We start from the raw sequence: 12,801 nt of genomic DNA, 5'->3' as shown, positions 1-12,801 counted from the left end.
GTCAGCGCTCCGGCGGTGGCGCTGTCGACTCTCTGAAGATCAGGTGGTTGATGGTCCGGTCGGCCGGCTTCGGGGACGGTTCGCCGCTGATCTCCGCCAGCAGTCGGAGGATCGCGTCGCGGCCCTGGGCCTCGCGGTCGACCGCGACCGTCGACAGCGACGGCGTGGCGAACTTGCCCATCACCTCGTCGTCCCACCCGAAGACGCTCAGGTCGTCCGGGACCCTCCACCCCCGCGACAGCGCACCGCGGACCACTCCCATCGCGACCACGTCGTTCGCTGCCACGACGGCGGTCACGCCGCAGTCGTCAGGCAGCGAAGTGATCGCGTCGAAACCCGACTGCGCGGTCCAGTCGCCGTCGTGCACGCCGACCGATTGCAGCCCGAGCCGTTCGATCGCCTCCAGGTAGACGGCTTTGCGGTTGCGGGCCGAGGCGAAGTCCTGGTCGCCGGCCACGTGGAAGAACGACCGGTGCCCGAGCGACGCCAGGTACTCGACGATCTCCACGATCTCGGAGGCGGCGGCGAGCTCGCCGAGGCCGCGCAGCTTGTCGTCGTACGTCTCGCTCTCGACGATCGGGACCTGCCGGAGCCGGTTGCCCTTCAGGCCGGTCGGCGAGATCGCCAGGATGCCCTCGACCTGACCGGACCGGGCCAGGTCCTCGATCCGGGCCGACCGTGCCCGCTGCCCACCCTCGACGCTCACCACTTCGACCTGGTAGCCCGCCCGGTGCGCCGTCTCGGACGCCGCGGCGAGCAGGCGGCCGGGGAAGTGCGGGCCGGAGGCGAGCACGATCGCGAGCCGGTTCGTCCGCCGGGTCCGCATCGACCGGGCGACCAGGTTCGGCCGGTAGTCGAGCGTCTTGACGGCGAACTCGACCTTGACGCGGGTCTTGGGCTTCAGGCTGTCCGCGTCCTGCAGGTAACGGGACACCGTCGTGTGCGACACGCCCGCCAGCCGTGCCACCTGATGGATCGTCGCCGGTCGTTTCGCCTCCACCGTCCCCGCCTCCCCAGCTGATCGCCGGGCTGTTCACCCGGCGGCGGCACACACGTTAGCCGATCCGGGCGCTGCGCAGCAGGTCGCGCGACCCGATCTACAACGATTGACCTTGGACCTGTCCGATAGCGGAACGGGGGGTTGACACCCCCAGACAGCTGCGGTTAGCTTCCGGATCAGAAGTGGATCGATCACATTTTATTGATTGACTCCGGGAGCGCCTATGAGCGATGCCGCCCGCAGCCGAAAACTTTCCTTTCGCGAGCGTTTACGACGAGATTATCCTGTCCTCTTGCTGGCTATTCCCGGCATGTTGGTCATTTTCGCCTTCCAGTACTACCCGCTGTGGGGCAACGTCATTGCCTTCCAGGACTACCAGCCCTATCTCGGGGTCGGGAAGAGTCTCTGGTCCGGCGTCGAGAACTTCACCACCGTCTTCAACGGTGACCCGGAGTTCCTCAACGCGGTCAAGAACACCCTGGTCCTGACGCTGATCCAGACCGTCATCGTCTTCCCCGCGCCGATCGTGGTCGCGCTGGTCCTGCACAGCCTGCTGTCGAACCGGCTGCGACAGATCGTCCAGACGATCATCTACGTGCCGCACTTCATGTCCTGGGTGATCGTGGTCGCGGTGTTCCAGCAGATGCTGGGCGGCACCGGGATGATCAACAACTGGCTGCGGTCGCACGGTTACGACCCGATCAACATCATCGGCAATGCCGACGCGTTCCGCGGGCTGCTCACCTCACAGGTGATGTGGAAGGACACCGGCTGGGCGACGATCCTGTTCCTGGCCGTGCTCTCCCAGATCGACAAGTCGCTGTACGAGGCATCCGCCGCGGACGGTGCCAGTCGGTGGCGGCAGACCTGGCACGTCACACTGCCGGGCCTGAAGCCGATCATCATCCTGCTGCTGATCCTCAAACTCGGCGATTCGCTGACGGTCGGCTTCGAGCAGATCATCCTCCAGCAGCAAGGCGTGGGAGTCGAAGCCAGCGAAGTGCTCGACACCTACGTCTACAACAACGGCATCCTTGGCGGTGACTGGGGCGTTTCGGCCGCGGTCGGACTGGTGAAGAGCGTCGTCGCGCTGACTCTGGTGCTGACGGCCAACAAGCTGGCGCACCGCCTGGGTGAGGAAGGGGTGTACCGCGGATGAGCGATCGAAGCCCAGCACGCAGTCGGCGCCAGGTCCTGGTGGGTGGGATGCCGATGCCGAGCACGGCGGAGCGGGCCGTCAAGGCCGTCTTCCTGACCGCGATCTGCGCGGCGGTCGTGATCCCGTTCATCGGGGTGATCTCGACCAGCCTGGCCAGTCCGGACGAGGTCGTCGACGCCGGCGGTTTCGTCCTGCTGCCGCACGGTTTCGACCTGTCGGCGTACCGGTCGATCCTGTCCGGCGGCACGGTGACCCAGGCCCTCCTGGTCAGTGCCTTTGTCACCGCCGTCGGTACGGCGATCTCGCTGCTGCTCACCTGCACCCTCGGCTGGGCGCTGAGCCGGCGGGGAACGCTCGGCAACAAGCCCCTGCTGCTGATGGTCCTGGTCAGCCTGCTGTTCAACCCCGGCCTGATCCCCACCTACCTGGTGGTCCAGCAGTTCGGTCTGCTCAACAGCCTCTGGGCGATCATCCTTCCGACGTCGGTGAGCGCGTTCAACGTCATCGTCGTCCGGGCCTACTTCGCCGGACTGCCGACCGAGGTGCTCGACTCGGCCACGATCGACGGCGCGTCGGAGTGGAAGGTCTTCTGGTACATCGGGCTGCCGCTGTCGAAGGCGGTCGTGGCCGTGGTCGGTCTCTTCTACGGCGTCGGGTACTGGAACAGCTTCTTCGGCGCCCTGCTCTACCTGAACGACAGCAGCAAATGGCCGCTGCAACTGGTCCTACGGACCTACGTGGTGGACGGCGTCGAAATCGGCGCCCAGGACCTGGGGGCGGCGGGTGAAGCACTGCCTCCTCAGACCTCGATTCAAATGGCAATTCTGATGATTTCCATCATTCCGATCCTGTGCGTCTACCCCTTCGTCCAGCGGCATTTCGCCAAGGGCGTTCTGACCGGCGCCGTCAAGGGCTGACACGAGAGGCAGAACCATGACCATTGATGATTCACGGCTCAGCCGGCGGGCCTTGCTGGGTGGCGTCGGAGCCCTCGGGCTGACCGGTGTCGTCGGCGGCTGCTCCAACGAAGGCCGCGGCGGTAACAGCGGGCAGAGCAACAGCGGGAACCAGTCCGGCGTCCGGCCGGCGTACGTGCCCTACAAAGGGGTCAAACCCGATCTGGACGGCGCCGAGTACAACATCCCCAACGCCTTCAACCGATTCCCGGCCAATCCGGTCAGGGCGATCGAGAACCCGCCCGGCGACGGCAAGCCGATCAACGTCCTGGGGTCCACCAACACTCCCGTCCCGCCGAAGCTCGAGCAGAACCGCTTCTGGCAGGAATTGAACAAGAGGGTCGGTTCACCGATCTCGGTCAGCCTGACGCCATCAGGTGACTACGCCCAGAAGTTCGCCACCTCGGTCGCCGGCGACCAGCTCGGCGACATCTTCCAGGTCGGCGGCGTTCCCCAGGTCCCGCAACTGCTCGAAGCCAAGGCCGCGGACCTGACCCCGCACCTGTCCGGCGACAACATCAAGAAGTACCCGTTCCTGGCGAACCTGCCCTCGGTCGGCTGGAACTCGTGCATCTTCGGCGACAAGATCTACGCCGTCCCGGTGCCGCGGGGAGCGATCAGCTCCCAGGCGTTGTACACCCGCGTTGACCTGCTGCAAAAACAGGGACTCAGCGACGAGGTGAAAAGCCTCGACGACTTCCTCGAGCTGTGCAAGGCCTTGACCGACAAGCGCGCGAACCGGTTCGCGCTGGCCTCGTCACCGACGATGTTCGTCCGGAACATGTTCGACATTCCGAACACCTGGAGCGAGGACGGCAAGAAGCTGGTCAGCTACCTCGAGCACGAGGCGCACGAGGAGGTCTTCGAGTTCCTGCGCAAACTGTGGAGCTCGGGTTACATCCACCCCGACGCCTACTCCGGGCAGCAGGTGGACCTGAAGATCCGGTTCGGCAACGGATCGAGCCCGCTGGTCGTCGACACCTTCAGCGGCTGGCCCGACTACCTGCAGACGGCGGTCAGCGACCAGGCCCGGATCGGCATCATCGCACCCCCGAAGCACGACGGCTCGGGCAAGGGCAAGATCTGGCTGGGCGGCCCCACCAGCAACACGACAGCGATCAGTAAGAAGGCTGAGGGCCGGGTCGAGAGCTTGCTGGCGTACCTGAACTACCTGGCCGCGCCCTTCGGCACCCAGGAGTACCTGTTCCGTAAGTTCGGGCTGCCGGTCGTGCACCACAAGATCGTCGACGGCAATCCGGTCCTGACCGCCAAGGGCTTCAGCGAGTCCCAGCTCGGCCTGAAGTACCAGGCCGACGAGCCGTGGACGATCTTCCTGCCCGAGCAGAAGGGCAACGCCGAGGTGCAGTTCAATGCTATGAAGGAGATCTGCCCGGACGCCTTCGCCAACCCGGCCGCCGGGTTGTACTCCGAGACCAACGTGCGCAGGGGAGCCCAGCTCACCAGCGACATCGACCAGGTGGCCGACGACATCGTCCAGGGCCGCAAGCCGGTGTCGGCCTGGGCCGACGCAGTCAAGAAGTGGAAGAGCGGCGGCGGCGACAAGATCGCCGAGGAATTCGCCCAAGCCCTCGAAGCATCGCGTTGACGCGAAAGGAAGACCTTTGACATCCACGCAACCCGTCAGGTTCGCCGCGGTCGGACTCGACCACGCCCATATCCACGGCCAGGTCGCCGGGCTGATCAAGGCCGGCGGAGAGTTCGTCGCGATGGCCACCGACGACCCGTCGTCGGGCGTCGCCCACCAGGTCCGCGAGCGCTACCCCGACGTACCGTTCGTCGAGAACCCGGACGAGCTGATCGCCCGGGACGACCTCGACCTGATCGTCACAGCCGCCGTACCGGACCGCCGCGGGCCGATCGCCGTCGCGGCGCTGCGGTCCGGCAAGGACGTCGTCGCCGACAAGCCCGGCTGCGTCAGCCACGACCAACTCGAGGAGATCGAGAAGGCGGTCGCCGAGACCGGCCGGTTCTGGTCGGTGACGTTCTCCGAGCGCTTCGAGGTCGCGTCGGCGATCAAGGCCGGCCAACTGGTCCGCGAGGGGCGGATCGGGACCGTCGTCCAGACCATCGGCCTCGGCCCGCACCGGATCGGTGACCGCGGCCACCTCGGCGGCAACGCCGGGCGCCCGGACTGGTTCTACGAGAAGGAGCGCTACGGCGGCATCCTGGCCGACATCGCCTCGCACCAGATCGACCAGTTCCTCTGGTACACCGACTCGCGCACGGCCGAGGTGGTGACGAGCTCGGTCGGGAACTTCGCCAACCCGGACAAGCCCGGTCTGCAGGACTTCGGCGACGTGCTGCTGCGCAGCGACCACGCCCAGGGGTACATCCGGGTCGACTGGTACACCCCGGCCGGCCTCGGGACCTGGGGCGACGGCCGGCTGATGATCCTCGGCACCGAGGGCTACATCGAGCTGCGCAAGTACGTCGACATCGCCGGCCGGGACGGCGGCAACCACCTGTTCGTCGTCGACGGGGAGAAGACCGAGTACATCGACTGCTCCGACGTCGAGCTGACCTACTACCCGGATCTAGTCCGCGACGTCCGGGAACGGACCACGACGGCGGCGCCGCAGGAGCACACCTTCGAGACCATGCGGCTGGCGCTGACGGCGCAGCAGAACGCGGCCGTCCGGGGAGCCGCCAGGTGACGGCCAACCTCAAGGTTGCGGTCGTCGGGGCCGGCGGCATCAGTCGCCGGCATGCCGAGGCCTTCGCGAGCACGGGCCGGACCACGCTGGTCGGCGTCGCCGACATCGTCACCGCGAACGCGCAGGCGCTGGCCGAGGAGCACGGGGCCAAGGCGTTCGGGAGCGTGACGGAACTGCTGGCGGCGGTCGATCCGGACCTGGTCTCGGTGACGACGCCGCCGGGCAGCCACGCCGAGATCGCGATCGAGGTACTGGCGGCGGGGAAGTCGGTCCTGCTGGAGAAGCCGCCCGTGCTGAGTCTGGCCGAGATGGATGCGGTGGCGGAAGCCGAGCGGGCCAGCGAAGGGTCGGTGTACGTCGTCTTTCAGCACCGGCACGGGTCCGGCGCGGTCCGGGCCGCGGAGCTCCTGGCCGGCGGTGCTTTGGGGGCGCCGCAGGTGGCGGTCTGCGAGACGTTGTGGTTCCGGCCGCGTCCGTACTTCGACCCGGAGTGGCGCGGGACGTGGGTGGGTGAAGGCGGTGGGCCGACGCTGGGCCACGGCATCCACCAGATCGACCTGCTGCTGCACCTGCTCGGACCGTGGCGCACGATCAACGCCACCGCCGTACGGCTGGACCGTCCGGTCGAGTTCGAGGACGTGTCGATGGCGTCGGTGATCTTCGAGAGCAACGCCGTGGCGAGTGTGATCAACAGCCTGCTGTCGCCGCAGGAGCTCAGCCGGATCCGGATCGACACGACCGGTGGATCGCTGGAGGTCAACCACCTGTACGGCTACAAGGACGCGGACTGGAAGTTCACTCCCGCGCCCGACGCCGCCGACACGTGGGGTCCGTCGGCCGGCGAGGACGTTGCCAGCAGCCACGAAGCGCAGCTCGGCCGCCTGGTCGACGACCTCCTCACCGGACAGACCCACGCCACCACGCTGGCCAGCACCCGCCCGACGATGGAGTTCGTGACCGCGCTGTACGCCTCAGCCCTCACCGACCAGTCCGTACGCCGCGCCGACCTGGTCCCCGGTCACCCGTTCTACCAAGCCCTCAACGGAGGCCTCGACCAAACCAAACTCACCGAGGCTTTCGCACCGTGATGAGGTGCCGCCCTCGCCCGGTCGCCCCGGCGAGGGCGGCAGTTCGTCCACGCTCAGCTGAACCTCCACCATTCACTCGCCATGCGCCCAGCCGAACCTCCACCGCTCATCCACCAACACGCTGAACCGGCTGCCCATTCACCAATGCGCTGAGCCAGCCCAACGCTCACCAAGCCACACCGCCAGGTGCTCCCACCACCGACCTCTCGACGGTGCGAGGCTTGCACGCGCTTGGTGAGTTGGTTCAGGTACGGCGGGCGGCCGGAATCGGAACGGACGCCAGATCGGACGCAGCCCCGCCGGCACCAGAACAAACGCAGACCCGGCGGGGACGGGCCAGAACGGACGCGAACCCGCCGGCACCGGGACAAGAACGAACGCAAACCCGGCGGCACCGGCGCAGGCGCAGACCCGGCTAGAGCGGGGCCAGAGCGGGCGCAGGCGCGCAGGCACCGGGACCAGACCAGACGCAACCCCGGGAGGACCGGGGGCAGAGCGGATGCAGCCCAGACGGGACCGGCGCCAGAACAGACGCAGAACCGGCGGCACCAGGACCAGACCAAGGCCCTGGCCGGAGCAGGCGCAGCCCCCGGCGGGACCGGGACCAGAGCGGACGCGGACGCGCCTGCACCGGCGCCAGACCAGACGCAGCCCTGCCGGGCCTGCCGGAGCGGACACAGCCCCGGCAGGCCCGGCCCAGGGATTCGTCGTCCTCGTGATCTGGCTGGCCGCCGGAGCGGACGCAGCCCGGCAGGGCCGGGATCGGGACGGACGCAGCCCCGCCGGCACCGGCACGAACGCAGACTCGGCAGGGCCGGGCCAGAGCGGAAGCGAACCCGCCGGCACCGGCACGAACGCAGACTCGGCAGGGCCGGGCCAAAGCGGAAGCGAACCCGCCGGCACCGGACCAGAACGAACGCAACCCCGGCGGCACCGGCGCAGGCGCAGGCGCAGACCTGGCTGGACCGGGGCCAGAGCGGGCGCAGACGCGCAGGCGCAGCACCGGCGGGACCGGGGTCAGAGCGGGCGCCGACGCGGCGGGTGTCGGCCCGCGTGGCTGGTGCCAGACGGCCCGCGCTCCCACAGCCCAACGGCCGGTATCCCCTCTCATCCGGCAGACGGCGCTCTGCCTTTGCGTAGATGACAGCAACGGCAGAGTGCGCCGGGTAAGTGCTGAGCATGGCCGTGCTCGGGGGAAGTGACGGTGCTGGCCGAACCTGGTGGAGAGCGGAGGTCGCGAGGTTGCCTCCGGCGGCATGGACGCAAGATCATCTGGCGGGCGGCGCACTGCCGCGGGGTGGCTGGGGAGTTGGCCGGCTGTGGAGTTGGGCGGCTGGCCGGTGGCCGTCGGGTTCTCGGCAGAGGGCGAACTGGTCGCGGGCTCGGCCGTTGAGGACGAGCTCCTGTGCGGCGAGCTGAACCCGTGGCAACCATGGCCGGCTTGGTCGCGGGCCAAGGCTGTTGGGCGGGGCTTGTTGTCCGGGGCGAGGAACGCGGTGGGCTTCAATCGCCAGCTGGCCGGTGTGCATCGCTCAAGGTGCGGGTTTCAGCGTCAGGCCGAACGGCGTGCGTAGCTCGCGGGTGCGGGCTTCGGTCGCGGGCTGCACAGCTTGCGCGGCTCGAGGTGCGGGCCTCACCGTCGGGCTGGGCGGCGTGCGTAGCTTGAGGTGCGGGCTTCGGTCGCGGGCTGCGCAGTGCGCGCGGCTCGAGGTGCGGGCCTCACCGTCGGGCTGGGCGGTGTGCGTGGCTTGAGGTGTGGGCTTCTCAGGCTGGGTGGCGTGCGGTGGTCGAAGGCGGGCTTCGGGCTGGCGGGGGTGCTACCAGGCGCAGCGGAAGCCGTGGTTGCCTGAGGTGCTGGTGGGGTCGTTGGAGGAGCGGGCCGCTACTCGGTAGCGGTTGCAGTAGGAGGCGTGGCAGAGGTAGGAGCCGCCGCGCATCGCGCGGTTGGGGGTGAGGTCGGCTGCGGGGGTTGTTGCGTTGGTGGTCCATGGGTCGGCGGTCCACTCCCAGACGTTGCCGACCACCTCGTACAGGCCGTAGCCGTTCGGTGGGTAGGTGCGGACGGGCGCTGTGCCTCGGTGGCCGTCGGCCAGGGTGTTCTTGACCGGGAACGTGCCCTGCCAGATGTTGCACAGGTGCCGGCCGTCCGGTGTGAGCTCGTCGCCCCAGGGGAAGCGTTTCTGCTCGAGGCCGCCTCGGGCTGCTCGCTCCCATTCGGGCTCGGTGGGTAGGCGGCCGCCTGCCCAGGTGCAGAAGGCGACGGCGTCCGACCAGGAGACGTGGACGACCGGGTGGTCGGTGCGGTCGGTCAGGTCGGAGTCGGGGCCTTCGGGGTGGCTCCAGGTTGCGCCTGAGACGCCGCACCACCACGGGGTGGCGGGTGGGCGTTGGCTGATCTTGCGGAGGGCGGCGGGGAGGAAGCCGGCGAAGACGAAGCTCCAGCCGAAGTGCTCGGCCTCCGTGACGTGACCGGTCGCCTCGACGAACTCGGCGAACTCGGCGTTGGTGACCGCGGTGACGCCGATGTCGAACGTGTTGAGCGACACCTCGCGGATCGGGCCTTCGCCGTCGGCGGGGAAGCCGTCGGCGTCCTCGGTGCCCATCAGGAAGGTGCCTGCCTCGATGCGCACCCGCTCCAGTACCGACGACGCGGGGGACGACGAGTCAGCAAGCGCAGCGACAGCCACCGACTGGTTGACCGAGCCGCCCGGGGTGCCCGGGAGCGGAACGCCCGGGCTGACCGAGCCGCCGGGGTCGCGGCGGGGGCTGCAGCAGCTGTCGTCTGCCACGGGGTCTCCTCAGGTCAGGTCGAAGGTGAGCAGCGTGATGCTGTGGGCCGGGAAGTCGTGGGTGCCTTCCGGTAGTTCGATCTCACCATGGCTGCGGAGGGCCACTCGATCGGGGGTGGACAGGGTGTTGGCAGCGAGCACGTCGTCGACGTCGGCACCCAGGGTCTGGACACTGGCGCGGGGCGGTAGAGCGGCGCCGTCGAGAGTCAGGGTCGCTGAGATCGCAGCGGTGGAGCTGCGGTTGATGACGGCCAGGCGCACCGAGCGGCCGTCGGCGGTCTGGGTGGCGGAGACGTCCAGGTCCGGGACCGTGGCTGTGTGGGTCCGGAAGTCGCCGGCGTGGTCCCGATCGTCCCCTTGCCGTACGGCGGCCAGGCGGGACGGACCGGACACGTCGGCGGCGAGAGCGACGGGGCCCAGGTGGTTCTGGTAGAGGTCCCAGACGTGGTAGGTCGCTGCCCGGACGGCTCCGCCGGGGCGGGCGACGACGACGCCGTTCGCGTTCAGGAGGTTGACGGTGTTCGCCATCGTCACCGGGACCGTCAGCGCGGATGCCCGGTGCAGAGCGTGGAAGACCCCGGCGTAGAAGAGCGCGTCGGCGAGCGTGCGCGGACTCCACCGGTTGACCCGGTGCTGGCGTGAGGTGTCGAGGCCGTCAACGTCGCGTTCGACCGTGCCGCCGTCGTCCGACGGAAGCGGCGCGGGCCAGGTGTCCGGCTCGACGTGCCGGATGTTCCACTCGTCCAGCGCCAACCCGAGCGACAGGTCGCGTGGTGCCGCGAGCGACGCCACCAAGTCGGAGTACCCGATGATCTGCTGCTCGAAGTACAGCGACTGGGCAACGATCGCGTCGTACTCCGCGGCACCGTCCACCTGCTGCGTGGTCGCCCCGTACAGATGGAACGACAGGTAGTCGAGCTGCGACCCGACCCCGTCGAGCACCGTCGAGGTCCACCCCTGCCGATCGTCGGTCAGCCCCACCCCGACGAACTTCAGCGACGGATCCACCGACCGCATGAAGCGCGCGTGCTCCGACGCATCGGCCGCGTAGGCAGCAGCGGACCGATGCCCCATCTGCCACCGCCCGTACACCTCGTTGCCCAATCCCCAGTACTTCACCCCGTACGGCGACGGGTGCCCGTTCGCCGCGCGTTGCCGCGTGAACGCCGTGTCGCCGCCGTAGTTCGTGTACTCGACCCAGCGCACCGCCTCGTCGACGTCCCGGCAGCTGTGCGCCAGGTACGGCTCGGTCCCCACCTCCGCGCACCAGGCCAGGAACTCGTCGGTCCCGAAGTGGTTGCTCTCCTCCAGTCCCCACGCCAGCTCCAGCCGCCGCGGCCGGTCCGCGCGTAGTCCGAGCCCGTCCTCGAAGTGGTACGGCGACGTGAAGTTTCCGCCCGGCCACCGCACCACCGGCAGCCCGAGCGTTCGGCACAGCTCGACCACATCGCGCCGCAACCCGTTCCGCGCTCCCGGCTCGTCGTACGCCAGTGGTGAACCCGGGTCGAAGACGCCGCCCTCGATGTTGCCGAAGAAGGCGGACTCCAGGAAGTGCCCGTAGATCATCGGGTCGATGCTGCTGCGCCGGTCGCGGTGGATGTCGATGTGGGCGGTCACAGGGTCTCCTCGTCCAGAGCGCTGAGCGCGGTGTCGTAGGTCTTCGCGCCGACCTCGAACATCGACGTCATCCAGTGGTAGAAGTTGTCGCCGCGGTCGCGCAGGATCGCGTACAGCCGGCCCATCAGCTCACGCCGGACCTCGGCGAGCTCCGGGTGCGCGTACCGGTTCTGCAGCTCGTGCGGATCGGCGCGCAGGTCGTAGAGCTCGTTCTGGTCGGCCGGATTGACCACGAGCTTGTAGTCGGGCGTGCGGATCATCCGCTGCGGGTACGGGAAGTGGTGCCCGTGGAACTCGGCGACCACCTCGGCCGGCCAGTCCGCAGGCCGCTCCCCTGCCACCAGCGGCAGCAACGAGCGGCCCTGGTAGTGCTCCGGCACTTCGACCCCCGCCAGCTCCAGGAACGTCGGCGTCAGATCGGTCAGCGTCGCGAACCCGTCCTCGACCACTCCGGGCGGAGCGCCAGGAACCTTGGCCAGCAAGGGAATCCGGTAGATGTCGTCGTACATCGCCGGCCCCTTGTCGTGCAGCCGGTGCGCCCCGGTGAACTCCCCGTGGTCAGCCGTGAAGAACACCGCGGTCTCGTCGGTCAGCCCCAACGCGTCGAGCTCGGCGAGGATTCGTCCGACCTGCTCGTCGATCAGCGCCACGTACCCCCAGTACGCCGCGATCAGCTCGCGCCACTTGTCCGGACCGACGCTGTCGTACGTCCAGTGCGACGAGTAGTGCTGCTGGACCCGAGGCTTGCCGGCAAAGGTCTCCGCCACCGACACCGGCAGCTCGACATCGTCGGCGGAATACTTGAAGTAGTACGACGACGGCAGCAGGTACGGCAGGTGCGGCCCGAACCAGTTGCACCCCAGGTAGAAAGGCCGCCCGTCCTCGGCGTACCGGCGGAGCTGCGCAATGGTCCGCTCTGCCAGGAAGTACTCGAACGTCGCCTCGACCGGTTGATCGAGAATCCCCGCCAGCAGATTCCCCGGCTCCCCGTTGGCGAAGGTCCCGCGCACAGGCGAGTGCACCGAGAACGGTGGATAGCCCCGTTCCTCCAGGTAGCGCAGGTAGTCCGGGTGCTGCACCGCGTTGCCCCAGCCGGCGTAGTGCTCTCCGTCGTACCCGAAGTCGGCCGGGCCCTTCTCCTTCCCCACATGCCACTTGCCGACATGGCCGAGCTGGTACCCGGCCTCGCCCAAGTACGACGAGAACGGTGGAAACGTGTCGTCCAGCTCCTCCCGGTACCCGACGTTGCGCTCGTAGTTGGCCAGCAGCGTGTGCCGGTACGGCAGGACGCCGGTCTGCAGCGTCGCCCTGGACGGCGTACAGATCGCGGTCGGTGTGAAGCCACTGGTGAACAGGGTGCCGCCGGCCGCCAAGGAGTCGAGCGCAGGCGTCTCGCACACCTCGTTGCCATAGCAGCCGAGGGTGTCCAGGCGGTGCTGGTCGGTCATCAGAAGCAGGATGTTGGACGGCACGCGGCCTCCAGGAGGTAGGGGATGTCTCAACAGAGAAGGTACGGA

At 68.6% G+C, this 12,801-nt stretch carries 9 protein-coding genes; 5 read left to right on the top strand and 4 right to left on the bottom strand.

The annotated features are described in order from the left end of the window. Position 1: 1 nt before the first annotated feature. Positions 2-967, bottom strand: a complete 966-nt coding sequence (locus ACLQ2O_RS16365; protein ID WP_425832050.1) for a LacI family DNA-binding transcriptional regulator — start codon at positions 965-967, stop codon at positions 2-4. Between the two features lie 256 nt (positions 968-1,223). On the opposite strand from ACLQ2O_RS16365, the gene ACLQ2O_RS16360 reads away from it, so the two are divergent. The 5 genes from ACLQ2O_RS16360 to ACLQ2O_RS16340 are packed head-to-tail and all read left to right on the top strand — an operon-like array spanning position 1,224 to position 6,878. After that, positions 1,224-2,159 (top strand): ABC transporter permease, encoded by a 936-nt coding sequence (locus ACLQ2O_RS16360; RefSeq protein ID WP_425832048.1) that lies wholly within the window; start codon positions 1,224-1,226, stop codon positions 2,157-2,159. Continuing rightward, positions 2,156-3,076 carry a carbohydrate ABC transporter permease gene (locus ACLQ2O_RS16355; RefSeq protein ID WP_425832046.1) on the top strand — a complete coding sequence of 307 codons (921 nt, stop codon included), beginning with the start codon at positions 2,156-2,158 and terminating at the stop codon, positions 3,074-3,076. Before ACLQ2O_RS16360 ends, ACLQ2O_RS16355 begins: the two co-directional genes overlap by 4 nt. Before the next feature lie 16 nt (positions 3,077-3,092). After that, the gene (locus ACLQ2O_RS16350; protein WP_425832044.1) at positions 3,093-4,721 is read left to right on the top strand and encodes an extracellular solute-binding protein; all 1,629 of its coding nucleotides are present in this window, start codon (positions 3,093-3,095) and stop codon (positions 4,719-4,721) included. A gap of 16 nt (positions 4,722-4,737) precedes the next feature. After that, positions 4,738-5,790 carry a Gfo/Idh/MocA family protein gene (locus ACLQ2O_RS16345; protein WP_425832042.1) on the top strand — a complete coding sequence of 351 codons (1,053 nt, stop codon included), beginning with the start codon at positions 4,738-4,740 and terminating at the stop codon, positions 5,788-5,790. After that, positions 5,787-6,878, top strand: coding sequence for a Gfo/Idh/MocA family protein (locus ACLQ2O_RS16340; protein ID WP_425832040.1), 1,092 nt, complete (start codon positions 5,787-5,789; stop codon positions 6,876-6,878). Before ACLQ2O_RS16345 ends, ACLQ2O_RS16340 begins: the two co-directional genes overlap by 4 nt. Before the next feature lie 1,817 nt (positions 6,879-8,695). Here ACLQ2O_RS16340 and ACLQ2O_RS16335 read toward each other — a convergent pair. The 3 genes from ACLQ2O_RS16335 to ACLQ2O_RS16325 are packed head-to-tail and all read right to left on the bottom strand — an operon-like array spanning position 8,696 to position 12,756. After that, entirely contained in the window at positions 8,696-9,667 is a 972-nt protein-coding gene (locus tag ACLQ2O_RS16335) for a formylglycine-generating enzyme family protein (protein WP_425832038.1), read from the bottom strand. 9 nt (positions 9,668-9,676) lie between these two features. Then, on the bottom strand, positions 9,677-11,284 hold the full coding sequence (locus ACLQ2O_RS16330) for an alpha-L-arabinofuranosidase C-terminal domain-containing protein (protein WP_425832036.1): 1,608 nt from the start codon (positions 11,282-11,284) through the stop codon (positions 9,677-9,679). After that, positions 11,281-12,756, bottom strand: coding sequence for a sulfatase-like hydrolase/transferase (locus ACLQ2O_RS16325; RefSeq protein WP_425832034.1), 1,476 nt, complete (start codon positions 12,754-12,756; stop codon positions 11,281-11,283). The genes ACLQ2O_RS16330 and ACLQ2O_RS16325 overlap by 4 nt, the downstream gene beginning before the upstream one ends. Between the last annotated feature and the right edge of the window lie 45 nt (positions 12,757-12,801).

This window comes from Kribbella sp. DT2, from assembly GCF_049844575.1.
Taxonomy (GTDB): Bacteria; Actinomycetota; Actinomycetes; order Propionibacteriales; family Kribbellaceae; genus Kribbella.
The sequence above is the reverse complement of the archived record's forward strand: the minus strand, read 5'-3'. Positions and strand labels throughout refer to the sequence as shown.